The sequence below is a fragment of the Lacunimicrobium album genome (assembly GCF_052161635.1).
Lineage (GTDB): Bacteria > Planctomycetota > Planctomycetia > Planctomycetales > Planctomycetaceae > SXPC01.
In genome coordinates, this window is the sequence record NZ_CP197413.1 from 143466 (window position 1) to 166892 (window position 23427).

Genomic DNA, 23427 nt, shown 5'->3' on the forward strand with positions numbered 1-23427 from the left:
ATTTTTGAATGATCAGTTAGGGGTTGCCTGAAGCTTTGGCGAAAACTGGATCGTCTCATCGCCCCGTTTGACTTTGACGGTGATCGTCGCCGTATTGTTTTGCTTCTTGAGGGCATCGCTGAATTCCAGAGGCGTCGTCACTTTGTTGGAAGCCACTTCGACGATCACATCCCCTGGCTGCATCCCGACGTGAGACGCAGGGCTGTTGGGGATGACCTGCTGGACCTGATAGCCGGTTCCAGTGAAGTTTCGCTCGCCAATCGTTCCCAGGAACGGATAGCCTCCTGCTGCGTTGAAGACGTTCGCGGAACCATTCGTCTTCTGGAAGCCAGGACGCTCAGTATTCTTGGCAGTCGTGAGGATGGCATCTTCCATCATGTCGACAAGATGATCGATACCCGAGACATTGATCTTCTGCCAGTCATCAGCGGGCGTATGGTAATCGCCATGCAAGCCAGAGAAGAAGTGAAGCACAGGGACGCCGATGTCGTAAAACGACTGGTGATCGCTGGGCCCACGTCCTGGTGACTGCCTGACGATGTGCATGTGATACTTGTTCTCGAGCGTATCGAGCATTGGTTCCCAGCGATTGGATGTCTTCGTTCCAAAGGCGACGATGCGGTTATCACTGATCCTGCCGACCATATCGAAATTGAACATAGCGACGGTCTGCTGGGCGGGATAGAGGGGCTTTTCACAGTAGGCTTTTGATCCGAGCAGTCCCATTTCTTCGGCCGCAAACGCGATGAAGACGATTCGACGAGGTAACTTCTCCTGTCGAGATCCGAGGCGACGAGCCAGTTCCATCAGCAGCGAACTGCCTGAGGCATTGTCGTCGGCCCCATTATGAATATCTCCCTTGCTGTTGCTCAAAGAGCCGAACTCTCCCAGGCCGACGTGATCGTAGTGGGCACCAATGATGATCGTCTCATCGGCGAGAGGTCCTTCTCCTTCGAGGACGGCGATGACGTTATTGGCTTTGGCTTCGTTGCTCTTGAGCGTCAAAACGCCTTCGGCTGTTATGCCTGGCAGAGCCGCGCTGTGTGATTTGAGGGATTCGTCGATGGCTTTCTGAACGTCATCCAGAGAGCCGATTCCTGCTTTTTCCATCAGCTGACTGGCAACTGAAGATTTCATCTGAAACACGGGCATCGTTGTTTCGCTGGATGCTCCGCCATAGCCGAATCGGAGGAGATCATCGTACTTCCCTGCATTCAGTTCTGAAGTCAGTTCGTCGACTTTTTCCTGCAGACGAGCTTTGCGCTCTTCGTTTGTCAGTGCGTCGTTCATCTGCTCGCGGATCGTCTCGATTTCCGTTTCGATCCGGGCTTTTTGTTTGCCAGTCGAGTAGGCTTCGTTGACGAAGATCACGCCAATTGCGCCACGCTTATTAAGCTGGTCGATCTTAGACTTGAACGAGGCATGATCAGGAATCAGTACTCCCTGTTCATCCAGAAACGGCGTATGACCAGCCGCCTGATCCTGACGAGGGGCTTTGCGGAGAACGATGGCGATTTTGCCCTTTACATCGACTCCATCGAAATCGGAGTACTTCAGATCCGGGGCATCGATGGCATAGCCAGCGAAGACAAGTTCGCCTTTGAATTCGCCGCTGCCGCCCAGCGACATCGGCATAAAGTTCTGATTGACGCGGAGCTCTTCGGACCAGCCTTTGCCATCAGAGACGGTGACCTTGTTGGGAGAGCCCATCGTAGGACGTCGGTTGATCGAGAATTCGAGATAGCCGTCGTCGTCATTCTTAGGAAGCGTCAGGCCCGCGCTTTTGAACTGGTCTTTGACATATTCGCCAGCCGTCACCAGGCCGACTTCACCTGAGCACCGGCCTTCCAGATCGTCGGATGAGAGATACTGTAGATCTTTGAGAATTCGCAGCTGGGACGGCGTCGCTTCGCCTGCCGAGGCTCGATTCGTACTTAAGCTTAATAAAGTCAGAAACAAGGACGCAAAGAGTATCCATTGGGCTGTCAGTCCGATTTGTGATTGACGATCGGCTGCAGCCAGCGTGCGAACGTTCGCACGAGATAATTGATCAAGCATGTGGTGAACTTCTCCTTTAGCGGATGTGTTCACATCTTACGTCGAGAAAGTTCACAGTTCCAAGCAGGAATCGAAAAACGGATTGTGAAATGTCACAATCCGTTTTTTTTCATTCGACCTGTTCGGAATCTCCGTGAGCGGAGATTGGTGATCAGAGTGAATCAAGCAGTTCTTACTTTTTCGGCGGAACGGCCTTATTCAAGGTATCGAGCATATCTGTGGCTGTTTTCTTCAGCCCCTGCTTATCCAGTCCTGCGTATTGCGCTTCGAGCTTGGTGATCACCGATTCGTCGACGTTGTCACTTTTCAGATTCTTAATCAGATCTGGAAGAATGGTAACGCCACTGTCGCCTTCGCCTGTCTTGGAATAGTGGGTCAGGCTTGATCTCAGGGAATCGACGGCTGATGTTGTCTGTGTACCAACGGGACCGGTTGATCGCTGTTCCTGGCAGCCGGTGGTCATAAGAAAGGCGAGTATCAAAACAATGCGATTCATGGTTTTCGTCAGACCTGTTCTCACGAGATAAAAAAGAACGGACGGCCCGAAAAATGCCGGGCAGTCCGTTCAGGGAAATTAGAACTCGCCGACAACTTGGCCGTCTTCACGACGTCCCAGGCGCTGCCAGGTGCCTGCGTCTATGTTTTCAGAGATGAACCGGACGCCACCATCACCCAGCGTGACCTGTGAGCCACCTTTGTGACGACTGCGGGTTGGGAAGATGCCGTTTCGGTCCGCACACTGTCCGAAGCCCCCACCCATTGCACATGTGCGGTGTTTCCAGTTGGGGGTAGCGGCGGTGTTGAAGAAAGTTTGAGCAGGGTAAGGAGAAGACCACGAGCTGCCGCAGGCACTTAAGGAAGCCTCTGCGGTTGTCGATGCGGCATCACAAGTGACACCGGCTGCTTCGATTTCAGCGACAGTTGGGGTAGCGCGTACCAGAAATGTGGCTGTCGCACTATCAATACGGACAATATCAGAGTCAGACGTTGTCGTCTGTGCTCCATCGCCTTTCAGCATTTCACCAGCCATAATGGTGTTACTCAAGCCGTCGATCACGTTTGAAAACGGGTTGATTCGGCGCGGCTGGAACATGCCGTTATTCGTGTCGTTCCAAAAATCGATGGTCGAGCCACCGCAGGTTGCGTAGTTCATCCCGGCCTGAGTTCCACCGAAGGCAATATCGGTCGGGCACAGATACGCTGGAATTTTATTGTTCCGAAGAGTGTTGTTGGTCCCGTTGGTGTAGTCGTTATCGGTGTCGAACGCGTCGTACAGTGCTGCCTGTTCCATGAATGGAAGGATTTGGACGAATGGTCCAGACCCTGCCCAGGTATTTTGATTCGTGCCAGTCACGCAGCCTCCACCCCAACAGCGGATGTGTTGTGGCGGAAGTGTGTTATGTGTGTCGTGATAGTTGTGGAACGCGATGCCAATCTGCTTGAGATTGTTTTTACAGCTGCTGCGGCGAGCGGCTTCGCGAGCTTGTTGCACGGCTGGCAGCAAAATGGCAACTAGAGTCGCGATGATGGCAATGACCACCAAAAGCTCGATAAGCGTAAAGCCTGATCTTTTCATACGCATAACGGGAGTCCTTAAGAAAAATACAAGACGAATTGTGGACAAAAGCTGCTCAAGTGAATGCAGATCGCATGGCGGATGACGAAGATGATGCATCGACTATTTTTATATATTGATCTGTTATTTGCGATAGATTTCACAATAAATAACTAACGGAATTCAAAAAAGATTCGAGGTAAAATACTCTAGATACGGAGCGGGTTTTTGTTTACGTCATAAGTCATTGCATGAAATGTATTTGCGGAATCTTGTGTGGTCGTGATGCGCGCATAAAAAAACCTCCCGGGAGAGTTCGGGAGGTGTTCATTCGCAAATCGTGCGACAAGGAAATCAATTGTCGATTTTGATTCTTGTCGGTCAGTTGGTGCCAGCGCGATAGGCCTTCTGCTCGGCATTGTATTCTTCCAGAGCACGACGCTGATTCGGGATCAGATCTTCACTGCCGGCCGGGAAGAATTGGACGTCGTCTCGCAGGTAATTTGCGGACGGCAGGGTCTGGCCGCCGACGGTGGACTGGCAGCCAGTCAACACGCAGCTGGCAAGCAGACAGCCTGCGACAATCATTGTAGCACGCAGTGGTGTGGTCAGCCGTTGAGCCGTCGCATCCAGGTTCATGGTCAATCTCACTGAAGGGATCTGTAAAGGAGGCCGTGATTTCAGGCGGGCGGTTCTGTGCCGCTATCCTGTTTATCGGCCTCTATGACCGTTATCTTCAGCAAAATCGTCTTATTTTAACATCGCCCCGATGCGTTGAGGCTGATGACTACGCCTTCGAGTCACCAATCAATGGTGGTTCTGTCTGGAGTTCCTGCCAGACCATCGCCCGCTCCATGGGCTCAATTCTCAAGACGACATTTCCATTGTGAAATAGACGCACCGTCCCAGTCGATTCGGAGACGGCAATGGCGACTGACTGAGTACACTTACTGATCGCCGCTGCGGCCCAGTGACGTGCTCCGAGCCCTTTCGATAGGGAGAGTCCTTCTGCAGAGGCATCCAGAATCCGCCCGGCTGCCTCGACGACTCCGTCCGATGAGATCACGAACGCCCCATCGATCTGCGCGAGTTCCTTAATACTCTCTTTGACACGTCCCAGCTTAAACAAGCGTTCTTTTCGCAGGTATCCCTTGAATGGATCGTAGACCCCTTCGTGAGACATTTTCATCACCTTGCGATGGTCGCCGACAACAAGCAGCGTTCCGACTTTCTTGCCTTCCCGTCCTTCTCGTCCGATCTCGACAGCGAGGTCGACCACCTGTCTCAATGTTGGGAGCGGGACCTGAGTTTCCAGACGCTGGAGATCTCGGGCAGAGAGCTTTGAGAGTTGTTCATTGAGCGAAATCACGCTGAAAGTATCGAGGTGTTCGCGATCAAACAGCGTGTAGACCGTGATGATTTTCTTGCCCGAATGGAAGAATCGATCCGCGATTCCTTCCAGAAGTGCCTGGCCGAGCTGCATCTGGCGTGTCTCTGGCTCCTGGGCCAGTTGAATCACGTTGACTTCGTCTTCCCGGGCGGCTGCCAGGACATCTTGTTTTGCCGCTGCGATGACGAGGCGTTTACCAGGAAAAATCTTTGCCAATTCTTTGAACGGATGCGGCAAATCGACGAGAAAGAGAACGGCTTCGACGGCAAGTTCGTCCGCGAGCGCCGCTGCTGATTTCAGCAGTTGTCGGGTGACGGGAGTGAACTCGACACGCTTCATGGAAAAGGGTTCAAGCCGTTAAAGAAGTAAGGTGTTATGAACGAATCAGCGTGGTTGATTGCGCTGATTTTTTGAGCTTCTCCTGAAAGCTACAGTCGTCTGGGAAAACAACCAAGACTCGAATCATTGCCAAACAGAAAATTTTGCAAAACAGGCTGCTGAAACACGCATCAATTGGCTTTGGCAGTACTCTGCGAGGCATCGGTCAGTTTCGCTGGCACGAGAGTATCTTCACGCAGAGAGACCACCTTGAACGACGTGTCTGGACCGAAGCCGCCGATGACGACTTTATTGACGCTCCAGTTCCGCTTGACGATCTGCCCCGCTTTCATGTCAAAAACGATTTCACAGGATGGAGCCTGTTGAATTGTGCGGGCTTCGACTTCAGGACTATTGATCGGGCTCAAGACGCCAGACTTCATGCTGATTGTTGCGAGGTGATCTTCGACTTTTGTCAGCTTGAATGTCCGCTTCATTTTCAACGGCAGGGGCATTCCGCCGCCATCAATGGTGATTTGATAGTCTTCATCCCAACTGTCGCCGATTGAGACTGCGTTCTCCGGCAGTCGAACCAGAAAGTTTTGGCTGACATCTTTCTTGGCAGGTTCAGCGGGGCGATCAGGGTTCTTGGGGTCTGGTCGCAGGTTCTGAATTTCGATCAGTTCCCCGGCCGTGGTGACCGTTGCCTTTGAAGAAGGCTTGCCAATGCTCTCTTTGACCTGTGAAAACTGTGCAGGCTGTTTATCCGGATTGGTTGAATCGAACACGATCGGAGGATTCTCGTCGAATTTTGTTTCCATGATCGCCTGGTCGATCTGCACGACGAGGACTGCGTTTCCATCGTCTTTGACTTCCAGAACCTCGATATGGTTGCGGTAATCGCTGCGATTCTGGCTGCTTTCGGCATACGCGCCGCGTTCCATCTTATTGCGATCAATGGACTTGATGTGATAGCCAATCTTCTCGCCCTGTTTGAATTTGTACCGCAGGGTGTAAGTGGGCTTTTCTGCTGGGACAGCATCTTCGGCGCGCGCCCAGGCTGGACAGAGCATCGCAAACGTCAAGGCAATCGTCATCAATCGGGTCAGGAACATCCGTGTTCAACTCCTAAACAGTCCGTTTTGCCAATCCATGGCAACGGGCGGTGGCGGTGGTCAGTCGGCTCTATATCACATCATGAAAACTGCCAAAAGTGCAATTTGGATGGTGGATTCTGGATTGAAAGGGACGCCCAAATTGTCGTGTGACGATTTGCCACGTTGAAACTTCCCCTATGCTGGACGATTGACTCAATATAATTTGAGTAACTCATCTCTGACCGGATCGATCATCAACTCTTCGCTCACGTCGGTGATTCTTTGAATGACAAGACGGCGTTTCGTCACCGTTTTCATTCTGGTCGCAGGCATGTCGGCATAGGAATACAGGCAGTTTCATGGAAATTTACCCGATGCAGGACTACGGACCTGCCATGAAGGGGATGCTCATCGGGGGACTGGGGATTTTCCACGTCTTCCTGGCTCAATTCGCCATTGGTGGCGGCTTCCTGATGGCTTACTTCCAGTACCTTTATCAGACGGATCGCCTCAAGTCTGGCAGATCGTTCACGGACGAGTATTTTCGAATTCTCGTGCTGATCAGTTTTGTGATCGGGGCGCTGACCGGTGTCGGTATGTGGTTCACCTCGATACAAATCAGTCCACGCACGATTGGCGTGATGGTCCAGGAATTCCACTGGATCTGGGCGATTGAATGGACGTACTTCTGTCTGGAAATCGCCAGTGGTTACCTGTTTTATCGATACGGACCGCGACTAGGGAATGGGCTGCGACTTCAACTGCTCATTGTTTATGCCCTGGCCGCCTGGTTCAGCCTGTTCTACATCAACGGCATCCTCAGCTGGCAGTTGACGCCGGGGGACTGGCTGGAGAAACACACCGTCTGGAGCGGCTTTTTCAATCCGACCTTCTTTCCCTCGTTAATTATGCGGACGGTCACTTCCCTGGCGACGTCTGCTTTGGTGGCATGTCTGGTCATCAATTTGTCTCACTACGAACCCGCAGTGAAACGCGAGCTCATCCAGAAGGCCACCAATCTTCTGCTTCCCTTGGCTTTGCTGTTGCCGACAGGGGTCTGGTTTTTCTCGGTCATTCCGGAGGATTCGCGAGAATGGGTGATGGGGGGAAGCATTGCGATGACGCTTTTCATGACCCTTGGACTTGTCTGTTCGCTGTTGATTGCCGCGTATGCGTTCGTCGTTCTCAAATGGCAGAAACTGACGTTGAATGCTGGAACGGCGGCATTGCTGCTGTCGTTGGCTTTCCTGGCGACTGCAGGAGCCGAGTTCGTACGTGAAGGAGTTCGCAAGCCGTATACGATCCGGGAGTACCTTTACTGCAATTCACTTCGTCAGGATGAACTGACTCGCCTCAGGCAGACCGGTCTTCAAAATGTTGACCCGTATCCCGTGCGCGAGAAATTCGAGAAGCATGCTGAGATTCTGACACACGGTGCGAAAGTATTTCGTTTTCAATGCAGCATCTGCCATACACGCAATGGTGCCAATGGACTTGCTTCTCTCACACAGACCTGGACCGACGAGCAGATCCGTCTCAACGTCGCCCAGCTTCAAAGGACCAAGGCGTTCATGCCTCCGTTTGCTGGCAACGCTGGTGACGTGGAAGCATTGACGCAATACCTTCGCTACTTGCGAGGTCCTCAAGAGTTTGAAGTCTCTGCTGATTCAGGTCGTGCAGACGTTCTGGCTCGCATCAATGACTGGCTGGAAGACGTCGGAACGACTCCTGGAATTGAATTGGCCAAGCAGCATTAATTTTCATTTCGTTTTCTCTCATCACTTCAGTCGTGAGTTCGAACATGTTCCCCTTTGAGTTACCCTTCGCGACGCAGTTCTATCTGGATCTCTACGTTGTCACATTTGTGGTTCACCTGCTGCTGATGTTTTATGTCTTCGCCGGCACGTTTCATTTGGCGATCTTCGGTGGTGCAGAAAGCACGACGGCAGCGGGCCGGATCAACGAGACGGTCCGTGACTGGTTGCCATTTGCACTCTCAGCGGCGATCACGGCTGGCATTGCACCTTTGCTGTTTATTCAACTGCTTTATCAGTTTGACTATTACACGGCCAACGTTTTGCTGTCTCACCGCTGGATGAGCATTCTTCCGATCCTGATCGTGGCTTTCTACGGGCTTTACCTGTTGAAAATGAAGCTCTTCGTCAAGACCCGTCCGTGGCTGGATCGTTTTATCGCCTGTTTTGTTTTCCTTTGTATCCTTTATGTCGGGTACACGTTCAGCGAGAACCATCTTCTGAGCGTGCAGTCAAAAACTGTCTGGGCGACTCATTATGCGAGTGGACGAATCTTTTACTGGACCTCGGAAATCCTTCCTCGAGTGGCGACGATTCTTGGCCAGGCGTTTTCATCGACCGCGATTGTCTGGTACTGGCAGATCTCGATGCAGCAAAGACAGAAACAACAGGATATTCCGCAAGACCTGCCTCGTCGTCTGGCGTACCTGTCTGCCATTGGACTGATCATCAGCCTGGTGGCATTCATTTATTATTGTCTTGCTGTTTCGAAGAACTGGTATCCAGACAACTCGACCGATGAAGCCAGCCAATTACTCAAGCAGCCATACATTTACTTGTATGTCTGCGGACTACTTTTTCAGATCTGGTGGTGGTCAACGATTACGATTGATCCACAACGAATTTCTTTCGCCAGCTGGTTTCTGGCTGGGTCGTCGGCTCTGACATTGCTCATGGGGGCGATGGTCCGAGAGCAGTATCGGGTCTCGAGGATTGTGACCGATAACCTTCTCCAGTTGCATCAACATCATCTGATGGCTGAGGGGAAGTGGCTATTCCTCGCGTTTACGATCATCAATACGTTGTTGATCTGCTGGTTGATCTACTTTACCCGCAAAGCAATTCATGCTTCCGTACAGCAAACCAAACATTGATTGGTATCGCCGACTGTGGAAACGGGCAATCAGAGATAACCGTTTGTGGAAAGTAAACGGTTGCATAACAATGATGTTTCCATGACATGAATTGCGGTGAGGAGAAACTTCGTCGGGAAAAACCTCATAAAATGTCAATCGCTGAGGATAGCAACAATGGCAAGCTGCCTATTATAATGATCGGAATGATTGCGTCCGCTGATAAAATCCGTCGTTACCGGGGAGAGGCAACCGCTTTCAACCTTCACGATCTGCGTAAGCCGTTGGATTCTTTGTAAAAGGGCCCAAGCTCTGCTTGTACTCTGGTCAAATTGATTTACATTGTTGTCGTGACGATCATTGCTACTGGATGTTCGTTAACATGAGCAGCTTTTGTGAGTTTTTGCCACAAGATTGAACGTCCCTGCGGTCAGACCGCGAGATTGAACGAGACGATCAACTCCCTGTTGGTGTTGAAGATATAGAATAACTGCCGCGACATGATGACTTGTCGGCATAATTCAGCGACTGTTGATGCAACAACCACATGATGTGTGCTGACGGAAATTGACGATGCCTAAAAAGAAAACCCCGTCTCCAAAACGTTCTCAACCCTGGGAACGCGGTAAAGTCGCTGCTGGCTTTTGGAACGATCTGGAAAATCGTCGGAAATACGTTCGCTGGCTGGGGCGTACGCTCGGATACGATTCCATGTCCGACTGGTATCGTCTTAAAAAACAGGATTTTCACGCCCATTTTGGGGGTGGTTTGCTCGCCAATTACTACCGTGATTCGCCACAGCTGGCGCTGTCTGAAGTTTTTCCGAAGTATCCATGGCGACAATGGCTATTTCACAGCACTCCGCAACGCTTCTGGCAGGATCCGCAAAATCGGGCCGACTACATGGAATGGCTCGGTAAAAAGCTCGGCTACAAAAAAGACAGCGACTGGTACAAAATCTCACGCGCGGATTTTCACACCAATGGCGGGGGCGGGCTTCTGGCCAATTACTTCGGGGATTCGGTCTTCACGGCTCTGCGTGAATTCCGTCCCAAGCAGGAGTGGCTCCCCTGGATGTTCAAGACTGTTCCACAGGGCTATTGGAAGTCGGAAGACAACCGTCGTATTTATTTAAAGTGGCTCGGCAAGCAACTTGGCTTCCGCAAGAACGAAGACTGGTACCGCATCACCAAAGATGACATCACCCGTCACAATGGCGAAGGTCTTTTCATCATGTACTATCGAGGCTCCCGCATGGAAGTCCTCAAAGACCTGAAACCTGAATTCAAATGGGACGCCGTCAAGCTTCGCCGCTTCGGTCGCGATTAGTGGTGTCAGTCATTCTGTCAAACATACCGAACCGGAAGTCGCCCGGACGTCTCTGTCTGCATATCACCTCGACTCCCTGCGACCGGAATCTCTCGTGAATGCAACACTTGCTCGCCTGATTGTTTATCCCATCAAGTCACTCGATGGCTGGGAGCGAGATTCGTCGCGTTTTCTTCCTTCCGGCGCCCTGGAATGGGACCGACGCTTTGCCTTGTTTGATGAGGCTGGCAAAGTTTTTAACGCCAAACGCTCTGCTGCGATCCAGGCGATTCGCACCCGCTACGAATTCGCGCCGAACGGAATGCTCAAAGTCTTCGTGTCGACGGCCGACCAGACGAGGGAGACGTCGTTCATACTGCCTGTCGACTCGGAGCCTTTCGCGCAGGCGATTTCCAAACTGCTCGGGATTTCGCTGCAACTTCGTGACAACACGACAACGGGTTTTCCCGACGACCTCGAAGCAAATGGCCCGACCATTGTCAGCCTTGCGACGCTGCAAACCGTTGGAGATTGGTTTGGATTTGATGTCGACGAAGCGGTCAGACGTTTCCGTGCTAATCTGATGATCGAGGATGACCGCCCGTTTGGCGATGATCAACTCTATGGCCCTCAAGGACAACCGCGAGCATTTCGAGTTGGCAATGTCATTCTGGAAGGTGTGAATCCTTGTCAGCGATGTGCAGTCCCTGCCCGTGATTCACAGACGGGAATTTCCACGACTGGCTTCCAGAAGGAATTCGCCGTGCTTCGCGAACAGTCCCTCCCGGCAGAGGCTGCACGCGATCAGTTCAACCACTTCTACCGCCTTGCTGTGAATACGAGACGACCGGAAACGACATCGTCGCCGCTGATCAGCGTCGGTGACCGGATCGAACTTGTCTGAACACGTCGTCACAACATAGATTCCTCCCATGGAGAACTCTGCGACGACATTCGAGCCAGCGCCCCCATGCCGCATTAAGCGTCTGGTCGCGATGCATGTCCGCATTCCTCTGAAAAGACGCGTCAAACATGCGTCCTACAGCCGGACAGAAAATGATACGATCATTGTCCGCTGTGAACTCGACAATGGCCTCGTCGGCTTTGGCGAAGGTCTGCCACGCAACTACGTCACGGGTGAGACCGTTGAAGATGCCCTTCAGATCCTGCGTCAGACAAGCACCACTAGCCTGCTGGAGTCAAACTGGTCTTCGATTCCCGAAGCAGTTGATGCGCTCTCGAACCTTCAGCTCAACACCAACGGACTGACGCAACCAGAATCAGTTCGAGGCCGTTACTGCTTTGGCAACGCGGCTCGGTGTGCGATCGAAGTCGCGCTGCTCGATGCGGTGTTTCAGCATTTCCAACAGCCTCTGTGGAAGCTGATCGAGTCTCTCTCGGGGCTCTCGGGCCTCATCGACATCAAAGATCGCGTCCAATATTCGACCGTCATCACGACGAGTAGATTATGGAAAGCAGCCTTCACTGCGGCTGCGTTTCGGTATTACAAGTTCGCTTTTGCAAAGGTCAAACTTACCTCCAGCTCTTTTCGAGACAAGCTGCTCCTGTCCTGTTTGAAGTCCGTCCTGGGGAACACGATGGACCTGCGAGTCGACGCCAACGAAGCCTGGACTCCCGACCAACTTGATCAGCGCTTCAAGGCTCTCAGACGTTTTAAGATCTCTGCCGTCGAACAACCTGTTGCTCATCGCGATGTTGCGTCGCTAGCCGGAGTATCAAACCATCTTGGCATCCCGATCGTACTTGATGAATCGCTCTGTTCGCGCGAAGACGCTGAGCGTTGTATTCGGGAGCAGCTGTGTGACATTTTCAATCTCCGCATCTCGAAATGCGGCGGGATCATTCCCTGTCTTCAACTGGCTAAACTCGCGCATGAGGCTGGCCTTGGCTATCAACTTGGCTGCCAGGTGGGCGAAACGGGTATCCTGACCGCGGCGGGACGGCATCTCGCCTGCAGCTTAAAAGGGATCAAATACCTCGAAGGGAGTTACGACCGTCTCCTCGTGGCTGAACGACTCACCACCGAAGACCTGACCTTCAAACGAGCCGGCTGGGGGCGACGGATCGATGGATTCGGCCTAGGTATCCACATCGATCCCGAAGCATTGAAGCGAGTGACAATCGATGAGTTTGAACTCTCATCTGTCCCTTCTCCCTTGAGGGGAGCGGTATTAAGTTCCTTCTCCCTTGAGGGGAGAAGGTGCCCGAAGGGCGGATGAGGGTGGGCGATAGGCAAGAATTCGCGTTCAATATTACAATCAACGACAGGCAATCTCTCTCCATTTCAAGTAATACGATGTCACCTCTCCCAACCATCCTGCCGCATGTCCGTTGGGTTGTCTTCGATGCCGTCGGCACGCTTATCGCCCCGGAGCCTTCCGTTGCCGACGCGTACCATGAGATCGCTGCACAATTCGGAAGTCTTCTCACGAGAGACGAAATCCAGCAGCGATTCAAAACCGTCTACAACCGCTTGATGACCTCCGAGTCTCGCGATCTCGCCACCAGCGAAGACATCGAACACCGCTATTGGCAGGAACTGGTCGCTGAAGTTCTCGACGATGTCCGAGACCGGCTTGGTTGCTTTGATACGCTCTGGAAACACTTTTCTCAACCAACCTCCTGGAAACTCATCGACAGACGCGGCGAACTTCTGAAAGATCTCAAGCAGGCTGGGCACAACCTCGGCATGGCTTCGAATTTCGATGGCCGCCTGCGGGCGATCGTCGATGGCATGCCTGAACTCAGACAGATCGATCAACTCTGGATTTCTTCCGAAGTCGGCTGGAAAAAGCCCGCACCCGCCTTCTACGAAACGATCATCAAAGACACAGGCGTCAGGCCCGACCAGATCCTCTTCATCGGCGACGAACCGCTCAACGATGTCGAGGCCCCCCGTCGTCACGGCATGCACGCCCTCCACGTCGACGACCTGACGTAAACCCACCTTGCACCCTTTGCCCACTTTCGCCATCATCCCGGCCGAGTATTTTTCCAATTAATCACCGGAGCCACTCGTGCCCAACCGCACTGTCACCTTCTCACATCCTCAATTCGGCGGCGAAGCCTCCCTCGGACCGGGCAAGCCTCTCGTCTTCATCATCGGCCCATGCGTCATGGAAGACGAAGACCTTGTCAAATTGACCTCGCAGCGGATCCTCGAGATTGCCCAGCGGAACAATCTGCAGGTCATCTACAAAGCTAGCTTCGACAAAGCCAACCGCACGAGCATCAGCAGCTTCCGAGGGCCTGGGCTTGAACTCGGGATGAAGTGGTTGCAAGCGGTCAAAGAACAGACCGGTCTGCCCGTTACGACGGATGTCCATGAGACCGATCAGGCAGAAACAGTATCCCAGGTCTGCGATGTCTTGCAGATCCCGGCGTTTCTGGCCCGTCAGACGGATCTCGTTATCGCCTGTGCGGAAGCCGCAGTGAAGTACAACCGTGTCGTGAATATCAAGAAGCCTCAGTTCGTCGCACCCGAAGATATGAAGCACGCTGTCTCGAAATGCGAGGAAGCCGGGCTGCACAACGTCACGCTGACCGAGCGTGGCACCACCTTTGGGTACGGTCGCCTCATCAACGATTTCCGGTCGATTCCCGTCATGCAGAAACTCGGCGTCCCCGTCATTATGGACGCGACCCACAGCGTCCAGATGCCCGGCGGTGCCACCACGGGGGGAAACCGCGAAATGGTCCCCTTCCTCGCCCGAGCAGCCGTTGCTTGTGGCTGCGAAGGTGTCTTCCTGGAAACACACCCCAATCCCGATCAGGCCAAAAGCGATGGCCCCAATCAGGTCTATCTCGATCAGCTCGAACCCCTGCTTTTGCAACTCGTCGAACTTCGCCAACTTGCGACGAAGTGGGGGTAGGGTCCGCTGTGCGGACCATGAATGCGGTCGAGCTACGGGGAATGCATAACGTTCTCTTGAACCTTCTGAGCTGACTTGTTGATGGCGTCGATTGACGGTCCGCACAGCGGACCCTACTCGATGATATCAACCCTGGGAGCCTGTCCGCCTCTTAACACGCTGTTGCCTTCGTAGAGCTGGCGCTGGTCGATCGGCTTCGTTGTCGCCCAGTCTGCTTCGTTGAACTGGCCGCTTTGGCCGTAGACGTCGAGGGCGTTTTTGTAGCAGGTCAGAATGATGTCCTGCTCGCTGATGCCACGTTCACGCATCAGGTTGGCGGTCTTCGGGACAGCCAGGGGATCCGAGACCCCCCAGTCGGCTGCAGAGTCAACGATCACCCGCTCGGAGCCGTATTCTTTGACGATCTCGACCATCCGCTCGTTCCCCATCTTGGTCTTCGGGTAGATGGTAAACGCGGCCCAGAAGCCACGCTTGAGGACTTCGTTGACGGTCTCTTCGTTGTTGTGATCGATGACGACCTTCGACGGCGCGATGCCGAGATCCTGGATGATGTCCATCGTGCGATACGTCCCCTTCTTCTTGTTGCGATGGGGCGTATGGATCATCACCGGGAGATCGAATTCGACGGACAGCTTCAGCTGTTCAATCAGGAAGCGTTCCTCGGCTTCGGACATGTCGTCGTAGCCAATCTCGCCGATCGCGACGACCCCTTCCTTCGAGAGGAACAGCGGCAGAATGTCCATGACTTCTTCGGCGAGTCGGACGTTGTTGGCTTCTTTGGAATTCAACCCGATCGTGCAGTAATGCTTGATCCCGAACTGACTGGCACGAAACCGCTCGAACCCGACCAGCGAGGAGAAGTAATCGAGAAACGAACCTGCGGTGGTGCGCGCCTGACCCAGCCAGAAGGCCGGTTCGATGATCGCAACGACGCCTGCATTGGCCATGGCTTCGTAGTCATCGGTGGTGCGGGCGGAGACGTGGATGTGGGGATCGATGAATTTCATGATAGGGCTTCGTGTAGGGTCCGCTGTGCGGACCAACAATCGACTTTCAAATTCAATGTCAGCTACAAATTCTCAAGACGCTGGCGTGTCACCTCGGGGCATCGCGAATTGACGGTCCGCACAGCGGACCCTACATGGACTTCCAGTAGTCGTCGGACAGTGATTGCCAGTCTTTGGGGGTTGTACCGGGGTTCAATGCGAGTTTGGCGGCGCGTTGAGTCATGGGGTCGTGAGTTTGGGCGAAGGTGTGCAGCAGGTCGCGGGACTGGTCGGTCATGGACAGGCTGACGGGGTACCAGAGTTCGACGGGAATCATGCGGTGGGCGGCGGTTCGTTCGCGGGCGAAGTCGCAGAGCATCGCTGTCAATGCGGGGTTGGCCCGTTCGTCGAGGTGGTAGATCGGCAGGATCGAGAGCCCCAGGAAGATCGACTTGAGAACCAGCTGGTTGAAGAAGTTCTCTTCGAGTTGATCGGCGGGGTAAGTGTTATGATGGGCGAGTGCAGTGAAGACGGGCTGCATGTTGGTGCGAATTCCTTCTTCAGCATGATGCAGATAGGCCACCGGGTGAGGCAGGAACGGCAGCGACTGATATAGACAGACCAGTTCGCGGATTTCGCCCGTCTGGAAAAGCAGCGCGAGGTCACTCTCGAATTCGTCTGGCGAGACGTTCTGGGCATGCCACAGCAGCATCAAGGTTCGTGACGCCTGATCGAGAGACCAGGTTGCGGGCTGCCAGGCCGGGTTAAGCTGGCTGGCTGCCGCGATGCTTTTCGCATCGAGAGACCACGGGGTGCGGGCGATTTTGCGAGGTGCCAGACTGAACGCCGTTTTAAACTTCGCCGATGTCGCGGATTTCTGGCTCGACAGCCAGTCCCAGGCAGCTGGCGCAGACGCTTGGAGGTGAGACTCGAGCTGAGTCTCAAGAAAATTCATAACGGGCGACGTGGAAGTCACAGCCGGGATCCAGGGAGATTCAAGGTGGGCGGGTTGCTTGCGGAAATGGGGCTAGAACGGGGCATCCGAATCGCAAGCATCAATAGTTGTTGAAACTAGTTTAACACCACCCCGCAGAGGATCAAGCCGACACCTGCACGATCTGGTCAGTCAGCGTGACCAGACCTGAGACGGAATTCACCACGAAGGCTCAAAGGTCACTAAGATTCACAAAGAAAAATGTGGAGCAGAGATCCGACAGACTTTTCCAAGACAGAGTCGATTCTTCCTTTGTGAACCTTCGTGTTCTTTAAGACTTTGTGGTGAGGTTTCACGCTGCTTTGGAAGACAGGGGATTCACATCCCCCGCTCGCCTAATTCTTCCAATACCCCGGGCGTTCTGGATCGAACTGGACTTCCTTGCCTCGCACTGTTTCATCGAACTTGCCATCTTCAAAGACGAGGTGGCCGTTGACGAAGGTCTTTACGGCCCAGCCTTTGATGGTGTCGCCGTGCCAGGGGGACCAGTTGCACTTGGTGACCTGTTCGGCGTTGAGAATCTTCTGGGATTTATTCAGGTCGACCAGAACGACGTCTGCATCGTAGCCTTCTTTCAGAGAGCCTTTGCCGATGATGTTCCAGACCTTGGCGGGGGCTGCACACATGGCTTCGACGACCCGTTCCAGGGTGATCTTGCCATGATTGACTGCATCGAGCATCAGAGCCAGTGAGTTCTCGACGCTCGGCATTCCTGATGGGCTGAGAGGATATGGACGCAGTTTTTCTTCGAGGGTATGTGGTGCGTGGTCCGTCGCGATGACCTGAATCGTTCCGTCGATGAGGGCATTCCACAAAGCCTGGTTGTCGGAGGCGTCCTTGATGGAAGGGTTCATCTGCACCAGCGAGCCGAGGCGGCGATAGTCGTCGACGTTGAAGAACAGGTGGTGAGGACAGACCTCAGCCGTGACGAGTCCTTTGGCGGCTTTGATAAGGGGGATTTCATCGGCTGTGGAGACGTGAAGGACGTGGAAGGCGTGTTTGTGACGCGTTGCCAGATCGATCGAACGACGGGTCGCGACAATGGCTGCCTGATGGTCGCGGATACTCGAGTGATCTTCGACTTCGCGACCGCCGTTGCGTTTGGTTTTGTTCTTTTGGACGGTCTCTTCGTCTTCACAGTGAGCGCAGATCGGCAGCTTCGTTTCGGCGAAGATCTGCTCGAGGGCTTCCTGATCATCGACCAGCAGATTCCCCGTGCTCGACCCGATGAAGATTTTAATTCCCGGGGTTCGTTCTGCATCCTGGAGTTCGTAGATGTTGTCGAGAGTTGCGCCGATGAAGAAGCCGAAGTTGACCATCGACTTGCCCGCAGCGAGGTCGAGTTTTTTCTCGAGGCGGTCGCAGGTTGTTGTCGTCGGCTCGGTATTGGGCATGTCGAAGAAGGTCGTCACGCCGCCTTTGGCGCAGGCCTTCGAACCGGTGTGGAGATCTTCTTTGTGAGTCAGACCCGGATCTCGGAAGTGGACCTGATCGTCGATCACACCGGGGATCAGGTGCAGCCCGGTCGCATCAATGACCCGGTCAGCAGCGGATGTCGACGGCGGAGCAATGTGGATTTTGCCGTCTTTCAGTAGGATCGTGTCCTGGCGAATTCCGTCAGGAAACACACAGAGGGCATTCTTGATCAGCGTCGTAGGAGTGGTCATGACCTTCCAAAGTGTACGGTGTCTCGTGTAAGTCGTTCGAGTGAACACCGTTTCTTACCGGATACTGGCCGGTCTGACAACTGAATTCTGGGGAAACTGGACATGATGGCGCCAAGATTTACAACTGCATTCAGCTGAATTCCTGCATGGGGAGTTGCCCTTTTCACAATCGTTTGAATTGACGATGATTTCCCCGCGAACGCCGGGGGGACTCTCTGCCCCGACCACATCATCGACTAGAAACGCTCAGGACACGGAAATGACGATCCGCTTTTACAACTCACTGACTCACCAGGAAGAAACGTTCACGCCGCAGGAACCGGGCGTCGTGCGGATGTATTCCTGCGGGCCGACTGTCTATGACTATGCCCACATCGGCAACTTCCGCTCGTTCCTGTTCTCGGATCTGATTCGTCGTTTTCTCGAACTGACGGGGCATGAAGTCATCCATGCCATGAACATCACCGACGTCGGCCACATGACCGATGACAGCCAGGCGGATGGCGGCGGCGAAGACAAGATGCAGGTCGCAGCGAAACGGATCAAGGAAGATAAGAAGTCGGGCAAGGTCCCCGTTGGCTCCGTCGAAAACCCGGATGATCCGTTCCAGGTCGCCAAGTTCTATACGAACGCTTTCATCGAAGATTCGAAGAAGCTCGGCTTCAAGATCGCGGGCGAGTACGAAACCCGTATCATGCACGCGACGACGCATATTCCTGAGATGCTCGAGATGATCAGCCAGCTGATCGAGAATAAGCACGCCTATGTCGGGCCGGATGGGGTCGTGTATTACAGCGTCGAAAGCTTCGCGGATTATGGCAAGCTGTCTGGTAACACACTCGATCAACTGCGAGAAGGCTCGGGTGGTCGTGTCCAGGAAGAACACCAGGCCAACAAGCGTCACCCGGCTGACTTCATGCTGTGGAAGCCTGATTCAAGTCACATCATGAAATGGGATTCGCCGTATGGGGCGGGTTACCCCGGTTGGCACATTGAGTGTTCTGCCATGGCCCGCAAGAAACTTGAACGCGAGATCATCGATATCCACACCGGCGGAGAAGACCTGATCTTCCCGCACCACGAATGCGAAATCGCCCAAAGCTGCGGCGCAACGGGTAAGCCCTACTTCGCCCGCTTCTGGATGCATGCCCGCTTCCTGATGGTCGAGGGGGAGAAGATGTCCAAGAGCAAGGGGAATTTCTATACGGTCCGTGATGTCCTTGGAGGGAAAGTGACCGGTCGGGAAGTCCACCCGGCTGTCCTGCGCTTCGAACTCCTCAAGTCTCACTACCGCAGCAATATGAACTTCACCGAGAAGGGGCTGAAAGACTCGGCCAACTCGGTGCGACGATTGGTCGAATTCCGCCAGCTGCAATTGCAGAAGAGTGGCGGGGAAGTGGCAGATGTGGGCAATGATCATCCGATCGTTGCGCAATTCATCGAAGCTCTGTCGAACGACTTGAACATTTCCGGCGCTCTGGCGGTCGTGCTTCCATGGCTGAGCCAGGAACACAAAGACGCTGCGGAAGCGCTCGGCGTGCTCGCGAAGATCAATCACGTCCTCAACGTCGCCCCGCTGGATACTGCTGGCGATCTGGCGTTTGGTGATGATGCAGAAGAAGGTGGCATCGAATCGCAGGTCAAAACCTGGTGCAAAGAAATCGACGAAGCCCGGGCCTCGAAGAACTGGCCGATTGCCGATGAACTTCGCAAGAAGATCCAAGCGGCAGGGTATGAAGTGCGGAACTCGCCGGAGGGAACGGTGGCGCAGAAGCAGCTGGCCTGATGGTTAAATGTATTGAGTATGCGTACAATTCACGGTCATTACGTGGGTTAATTTTGCATCGAAAGTGGCATGATGAGTAGCGGACCAGTTTGGGTAACTGCCTGGGTGAATAAATTGGCTGAAATAGAAGCATGGGCCAGCGAAGCTCAATGGTCTTGTCGTCGCATTGAAAAGCAGATAAAGGAACTGCAATTCGGGAACTACAAAGCACCTGGCTTGATGATGCAAAAGGAGTTTACAAAGATCCTGATGGAGCCCATTGGAAGTAGAGCCGATGGCGATGACGGCGTCATTGACATGTATATGATGCCAATGTACGACGACATGGCAACAATTGTATTTGAGGATGGTAAATGGAAGATCCACTATCTGTTTTCACCTGCTCCTGAACTGACTGGAGTCGTGTCGGCGGACGATTTTCCCTTGTTTGAGTTTCAGAAGGAATCCTTCAGCAAAGCTCTTGAAGATATGAGCTCGCATGCAGCCTAGAATTCAATCGGCTCTTGAGCAGATCAAATCGATTGAACGAGAGTATTATGCAAGCAGCAAGTCGCTGACTTATTATAAAGAGTCAGCGAAATCCAAACCCGGATTGATTCCCTGCCTGGCAGACATGAAAGGTAAGGCGATCAATATTGAAAGAGTCGATTTTGATCGATCTGGAGAGAATCTTGAAGCGACCTATGTCATCAGACTATTTGCTCACTTCGAGAAAACATTGAGAGAAGAATGGAAGAGCTTTCAGCGTGACAAAAAGTCTCCCGTCAAAGATATCATTGATGGTCTCCACTCCAGAATGAAAAATGTACCGCAGGAAATAAAAGAAAAGTCACATCAATTCAGACTTTTCAGGAATGGTTTGATTCACGGCAGGAGATCTGACACCCCGATTATGACGCTGACGGAATGCCGATCAGTTGCGGCAACGTTCGTCTCTTATCTGCAAGGTAGACGACGATAAAGCATGCTCTTGTCCCTCAACGGAACCTGGAAAGGTCGCTGGCAGAGTACCCGTTCGAAACGAGGCGGGAAGATGTCTGCGGTTTTTATGTTTGAACAGCCAGCGCAGTACCGGGTGAAGTTCCGCGGGTGGTTTTTAAAGGTTCTACCATTTTGGTACACCGCAGAGATGGAAATCGTTGACGCGACGGATGAGTGTATTCATCTGAGTTGTACGCGCCATCTGGGGCTATGGTTTGGCGTGTTCACGGCGACTGCTCACGCGACTGCTGGTCGTTTTGTTGCAGACTATTCGGCCCTCAAAGACGTTGGCCAATTTACTCTGGACCGGGTTGGCGATTAAGATAGACCTGTTGGCAAATCCCTTTACCAAGGAGTCGATCGATGCTGCGTTCGCTGATGATCTCATGTGTGCTGGCGGTTGTCTGTCTGGGGCAGCAAATCAGCTTTGGACAGGAAACATATAATCTCGTTCTGAAAATCGGCGATGTTGCACCGGTTTGGGTCGACCTGCCCGGTACGGACGATAAGAAGCATTCGTCGACGCGTCTCAAAGATAAAGACGTCGTTGTGGTTGTCTTCACCTGCCTGTCATGTCCGACAGCAAGCGACTATGAGGGACGAATCAACGACCTCGCGAAAAAATATGCCGGCGAAGACTCCAAAGTTGCGATTGTCCCGATTGTGGTCAATCCACAGAAAGCTGATCAACTCCCGGCTTTGAAACAGCGTGTCGAAGATAAGGGGTATGTTTTCCATTACCTCTATGATGAAACCCAGAAGATCGCCAAGGAGTTCGGCGCGGTCTACACGCCCGAGTTTTATGTTCTCGACAAAGACCGCAAGGTTGTCTATTTCGGCGCTCTTGACGATGCGACGGATGCCAGTAAAGCAACTCGCAATTACGTCCAGGAAGCCATCGACGCAGCCCTCGCTGGCAAAGAACCCGAAATGAAAATCGTCATCGCCCGCGGCTGTCTGGTCAAATATGCTCGTGAACGACGACGGCCTCAATAGCCAGCAAGTGAAGTCTTCTCTTCAGTCGTTACTTTCATGTCTACTGAAAGACTCTCTTCATGAAGCCATTGCTCTTCGCTCTGTTTTGTATCCTCTTCGCCTCCCCGCTTCTTGCCGCTGATCGTCCTCCGAATGTCGTCATCATCTTTAATGATGACATGGCGTACGGGGACATCGGCTGCTTTGGGGCAGAGGGCTATGACACGCCGCACATCGATCAGCTCGCGAAAACAGGGCGTCGTTTTACGAATTTCTATGTCTCGCAAGCCGTCTGCAGTGCTTCCCGCACATCTTTACTGACGGGGTGTTACAATGTCCGCCTCGGCATCCTCGGTGCACTGGGGCCCGGATCGAAAGTCGGCCTCAGTAACGAAGAAATGACGCTCGGTGAACTCGTCAAGCAGAAAGGCTATGTAACGGCTGCGATTGGAAAATGGCATCTGGGCCATCATGAGAAGTTCCTGCCACTGCAGCATGGCTTCGATGAATACTATGGCCTGCCGTATTCCAATGACATGTGGCCGTCGCATCCGACGATGAAGTCATTTCCTGCGCTGCCATTGATCGAAGGGAACCAGATCGTCGATGCGGATGTCACGGGTGACGATCAGACGCATTTGACGACCGATTACACGAACAAAGCGACTGATTTCATTGAACGAAATCATGAGAAGCCGTTCCTGCTGTACCTGGCTCACAGCATGCCTCACGTGCCTCTTTTTGTTTCGGACAAGTTCAAAGGTCATTCGAAACGAGGTCTGTTCGGCGACGTCATTGAGGAGCTTGACTGGTCGGTCGGACAGGTCATGGACAAGCTGAAGCAACACAATCTGATCGAGAATACGCTCGTCATCTTCACTTCAGACAACGGACCGTGGTTACTGTACGGTGATCATGCAGGATCTGCGAAGCCTCTGCGTGAAGGAAAAGGGACGATGTGGGACGGCGGGTGTCGTGTCCCGTGCGTAATGTCGTGGCCGGGGAAAATACCTGCTGGCAGTGTCTGTGACGAACTCGCAGCGACGATCGATATTCTGCCCACCATCGCCAAGTTGACGGGGGCTCAATTGCCAGCTCACAAAATCGATGGGCTCGATATCTCCAGCCTCATGTTTGATAACGGCGCTAAAACACCTCATGAATCGTACCTGATGTATTACGGCGAAGGCCTTCACGCGATCCGCAGCGGCGACTGGAAGCTTCACTTTCCACATGGCTATATCAGTATCGTCAGTCCAGGCAAAGACGGCCTTCCAGGAAAGCAGGTCAACCGTCAGACGGGCGTTGAACTCTATAACCTCAAGGACGATATCAGCGAATCAACCGACGTCAGCAAAGATCACCCGGAGATCGTCGAACGCCTGACCAAACTTGCCGATGCTGCCCGTCAGGACCTCGGCGATTCGTTCCAGAAGATCAATGGTAGTGGTCGACGCAAAGTCGGCAGCATTCAATAGGAACAGTGTCATACGAATCGCAATTTAAAGCACCACGGTCAAAAAAGTCGTGCT

Annotated in this window: 22 protein-coding genes; 13 read left to right on the forward strand and 9 right to left on the reverse strand. The window is 53.2% G+C overall.

Going from position 1 to position 23427, the window contains the following annotated elements:
- Positions 1 to 12 precede the first annotated feature (12 nt).
- From SH248x_RS00570 to SH248x_RS00595, 6 genes are all read right to left on the reverse strand, one after another.
- Positions 13 to 2058: a M20/M25/M40 family metallo-hydrolase gene (locus SH248x_RS00570; RefSeq protein WP_459556563.1), complete on the reverse strand. Its 2046-nt coding sequence runs from the start codon at positions 2056 to 2058 to the stop codon at positions 13 to 15.
- A 172-nt stretch (positions 2059 to 2230) separates the two neighbouring features.
- Positions 2231 to 2554: a hypothetical protein gene (locus SH248x_RS00575; RefSeq protein WP_459556564.1), complete on the reverse strand. Its 324-nt coding sequence runs from the start codon at positions 2552 to 2554 to the stop codon at positions 2231 to 2233.
- A gap of 78 nt (positions 2555 to 2632) precedes the next feature.
- Positions 2633 to 3640 carry a DUF1559 family PulG-like putative transporter gene (locus SH248x_RS00580; protein WP_459556565.1) on the reverse strand — a complete coding sequence of 336 codons (1008 nt, stop codon included), beginning with the start codon at positions 3638 to 3640 and terminating at the stop codon, positions 2633 to 2635.
- 354 nt (positions 3641 to 3994) lie between these two features.
- Positions 3995 to 4252 (reverse strand): hypothetical protein, encoded by a 258-nt coding sequence (locus tag SH248x_RS00585; protein ID WP_459556566.1) that lies wholly within the window; start codon positions 4250 to 4252, stop codon positions 3995 to 3997.
- A gap of 148 nt (positions 4253 to 4400) precedes the next feature.
- On the reverse strand, positions 4401 to 5342 hold the full coding sequence (locus tag SH248x_RS00590; RefSeq protein ID WP_459556567.1) for a DNA integrity scanning protein DisA nucleotide-binding domain protein: 942 nt from the start codon (positions 5340 to 5342) through the stop codon (positions 4401 to 4403).
- A 170-nt stretch (positions 5343 to 5512) separates the two neighbouring features.
- Positions 5513 to 6436 (reverse strand): DUF6263 family protein, encoded by a 924-nt coding sequence (locus SH248x_RS00595; protein ID WP_459556568.1) that lies wholly within the window; start codon positions 6434 to 6436, stop codon positions 5513 to 5515.
- Between the two features lie 341 nt (positions 6437 to 6777).
- Between SH248x_RS00595 and SH248x_RS00600 the strand changes: the two genes are divergently transcribed.
- The 7 genes from SH248x_RS00600 (at position 6778) to kdsA (ending at position 14506) form a co-directional block, all read left to right on the forward strand.
- Entirely contained in the window at positions 6778 to 8175 is a 1398-nt protein-coding gene (locus tag SH248x_RS00600; RefSeq protein ID WP_459556569.1) for a c-type cytochrome, read from the forward strand.
- 44 nt (positions 8176 to 8219) lie between these two features.
- Positions 8220 to 9326, forward strand: coding sequence for a hypothetical protein (locus SH248x_RS00605; protein ID WP_459556570.1), 1107 nt, complete (start codon positions 8220 to 8222; stop codon positions 9324 to 9326).
- 552 nt (positions 9327 to 9878) lie between these two features.
- Positions 9879 to 10634, forward strand: coding sequence for a hypothetical protein (locus SH248x_RS00610; RefSeq protein ID WP_459556571.1), 756 nt, complete (start codon positions 9879 to 9881; stop codon positions 10632 to 10634).
- 94 nt (positions 10635 to 10728) lie between these two features.
- Complete coding sequence (locus SH248x_RS00615) at positions 10729 to 11517, forward strand: MOSC domain-containing protein (protein WP_459556572.1); 789 nt, start codon at positions 10729 to 10731, stop codon at positions 11515 to 11517.
- Between the two features lie 28 nt (positions 11518 to 11545).
- Positions 11546 to 12853, forward strand: a complete 1308-nt coding sequence (locus tag SH248x_RS00620) for an enolase-like domain-containing protein (protein WP_459556573.1) — start codon at positions 11546 to 11548, stop codon at positions 12851 to 12853.
- 77 nt (positions 12854 to 12930) lie between these two features.
- The gene (locus SH248x_RS00625; protein WP_459556574.1) at positions 12931 to 13575 is read left to right on the forward strand and encodes an HAD-IA family hydrolase; all 645 of its coding nucleotides are present in this window, start codon (positions 12931 to 12933) and stop codon (positions 13573 to 13575) included.
- 76 nt (positions 13576 to 13651) lie between these two features.
- Complete coding sequence (kdsA, locus tag SH248x_RS00630) at positions 13652 to 14506, forward strand: 3-deoxy-8-phosphooctulonate synthase (RefSeq protein WP_459556575.1); 855 nt, start codon at positions 13652 to 13654, stop codon at positions 14504 to 14506.
- A 113-nt stretch (positions 14507 to 14619) separates the two neighbouring features.
- Here kdsA and SH248x_RS00635 read toward each other — a convergent pair whose 3' ends face one another.
- The 3 genes from SH248x_RS00635 to SH248x_RS00645 all read right to left on the reverse strand — a co-directional run bounded on the left by SH248x_RS00635 (position 14620) and on the right by SH248x_RS00645 (position 18153).
- Positions 14620 to 15513 (reverse strand): TatD family hydrolase, encoded by an 894-nt coding sequence (locus SH248x_RS00635; protein WP_459556576.1) that lies wholly within the window; start codon positions 15511 to 15513, stop codon positions 14620 to 14622.
- A 130-nt stretch (positions 15514 to 15643) separates the two neighbouring features.
- A complete protein-coding gene (locus SH248x_RS00640) occupies positions 15644 to 16447 on the reverse strand; it encodes an EboA domain-containing protein (RefSeq protein WP_459556577.1) in 804 nt (267 codons plus the stop codon).
- 374 nt (positions 16448 to 16821) lie between these two features.
- Positions 16822 to 18153: an amidohydrolase family protein gene (locus tag SH248x_RS00645; protein WP_459556578.1), complete on the reverse strand. Its 1332-nt coding sequence runs from the start codon at positions 18151 to 18153 to the stop codon at positions 16822 to 16824.
- 259 nt (positions 18154 to 18412) lie between these two features.
- Between SH248x_RS00645 and cysS the strand changes: the two genes are divergently transcribed.
- From cysS to SH248x_RS00675, 6 genes are all read left to right on the forward strand, one after another.
- On the forward strand, positions 18413 to 19939 hold the full coding sequence (gene cysS, locus SH248x_RS00650) for a cysteine--tRNA ligase (RefSeq protein ID WP_459556579.1): 1527 nt from the start codon (positions 18413 to 18415) through the stop codon (positions 19937 to 19939).
- Between the two features lie 69 nt (positions 19940 to 20008).
- Positions 20009 to 20428, forward strand: a complete 420-nt coding sequence (locus tag SH248x_RS00655; RefSeq protein ID WP_459556580.1) for a hypothetical protein — start codon at positions 20009 to 20011, stop codon at positions 20426 to 20428.
- Positions 20418 to 20900: a hypothetical protein gene (locus SH248x_RS00660; protein ID WP_459556581.1), complete on the forward strand. Its 483-nt coding sequence runs from the start codon at positions 20418 to 20420 to the stop codon at positions 20898 to 20900. Before SH248x_RS00655 ends, SH248x_RS00660 begins: the two co-directional genes overlap by 11 nt.
- 3 nt (positions 20901 to 20903) lie before the next feature.
- Complete coding sequence (locus SH248x_RS00665; protein ID WP_459556582.1) at positions 20904 to 21242, forward strand: hypothetical protein; 339 nt, start codon at positions 20904 to 20906, stop codon at positions 21240 to 21242.
- A gap of 41 nt (positions 21243 to 21283) precedes the next feature.
- A complete protein-coding gene (locus SH248x_RS00670; RefSeq protein WP_459556583.1) occupies positions 21284 to 21916 on the forward strand; it encodes a thioredoxin domain-containing protein in 633 nt (210 codons plus the stop codon).
- 59 nt (positions 21917 to 21975) lie between these two features.
- Entirely contained in the window at positions 21976 to 23373 is a 1398-nt protein-coding gene (locus SH248x_RS00675; RefSeq protein WP_459556584.1) for a sulfatase family protein, read from the forward strand.
- Positions 23374 to 23427 lie beyond the last annotated feature (54 nt).

What these genes read in the sequence shown, in the direction of transcription:
- SH248x_RS00585 (WP_459556566.1), bottom strand. Translation starts at nt 4,252, where the DNA reads ATGAACCTGGATGCGACGGCTCAACGGCTGACCACACCACTGCGTGCT.
- SH248x_RS00675 (WP_459556584.1), top strand. Translation starts at nt 21,976, where the DNA reads ATGAAGCCATTGCTCTTCGCTCTGTTTTGTATCCTCTTCGCCTCCCCG.
- SH248x_RS00645 (WP_459556578.1), bottom strand. Translation starts at nt 18,153, where the DNA reads ATGACCACTCCTACGACGCTGATCAAGAATGCCCTCTGTGTGTTTCCT.
- SH248x_RS00665 (WP_459556582.1), top strand. Translation starts at nt 20,904, where the DNA reads ATGCTCTTGTCCCTCAACGGAACCTGGAAAGGTCGCTGGCAGAGTACC.
- SH248x_RS00570 (WP_459556563.1), bottom strand. Translation starts at nt 2,058, where the DNA reads ATGCTTGATCAATTATCTCGTGCGAACGTTCGCACGCTGGCTGCAGCC.
- SH248x_RS00600 (WP_459556569.1), top strand. Translation starts at nt 6,778, where the DNA reads ATGGAAATTTACCCGATGCAGGACTACGGACCTGCCATGAAGGGGATG.
- SH248x_RS00660 (WP_459556581.1), top strand. Translation starts at nt 20,418, where the DNA reads ATGCAGCCTAGAATTCAATCGGCTCTTGAGCAGATCAAATCGATTGAA.
- SH248x_RS00580 (WP_459556565.1), bottom strand. Translation starts at nt 3,640, where the DNA reads ATGCGTATGAAAAGATCAGGCTTTACGCTTATCGAGCTTTTGGTGGTC.
- SH248x_RS00670 (WP_459556583.1), top strand. Translation starts at nt 21,284, where the DNA reads ATGCTGCGTTCGCTGATGATCTCATGTGTGCTGGCGGTTGTCTGTCTG.
- SH248x_RS00605 (WP_459556570.1), top strand. Translation starts at nt 8,220, where the DNA reads ATGTTCCCCTTTGAGTTACCCTTCGCGACGCAGTTCTATCTGGATCTC.
- SH248x_RS00620 (WP_459556573.1), top strand. Translation starts at nt 11,546, where the DNA reads ATGGAGAACTCTGCGACGACATTCGAGCCAGCGCCCCCATGCCGCATT.
- SH248x_RS00625 (WP_459556574.1), top strand. Translation starts at nt 12,931, where the DNA reads ATGTCACCTCTCCCAACCATCCTGCCGCATGTCCGTTGGGTTGTCTTC.
- SH248x_RS00640 (WP_459556577.1), bottom strand. Translation starts at nt 16,447, where the DNA reads ATGAATTTTCTTGAGACTCAGCTCGAGTCTCACCTCCAAGCGTCTGCG.
- SH248x_RS00595 (WP_459556568.1), bottom strand. Translation starts at nt 6,436, where the DNA reads ATGTTCCTGACCCGATTGATGACGATTGCCTTGACGTTTGCGATGCTC.
- SH248x_RS00610 (WP_459556571.1), top strand. Translation starts at nt 9,879, where the DNA reads ATGCCTAAAAAGAAAACCCCGTCTCCAAAACGTTCTCAACCCTGGGAA.
- SH248x_RS00655 (WP_459556580.1), top strand. Translation starts at nt 20,009, where the DNA reads ATGATGAGTAGCGGACCAGTTTGGGTAACTGCCTGGGTGAATAAATTG.
- SH248x_RS00635 (WP_459556576.1), bottom strand. Translation starts at nt 15,513, where the DNA reads ATGAAATTCATCGATCCCCACATCCACGTCTCCGCCCGCACCACCGAT.
- cysS (WP_459556579.1), top strand. Translation starts at nt 18,413, where the DNA reads ATGACGATCCGCTTTTACAACTCACTGACTCACCAGGAAGAAACGTTC.
- SH248x_RS00575 (WP_459556564.1), bottom strand. Translation starts at nt 2,554, where the DNA reads ATGAATCGCATTGTTTTGATACTCGCCTTTCTTATGACCACCGGCTGC.
- SH248x_RS00590 (WP_459556567.1), bottom strand. Translation starts at nt 5,342, where the DNA reads ATGAAGCGTGTCGAGTTCACTCCCGTCACCCGACAACTGCTGAAATCA.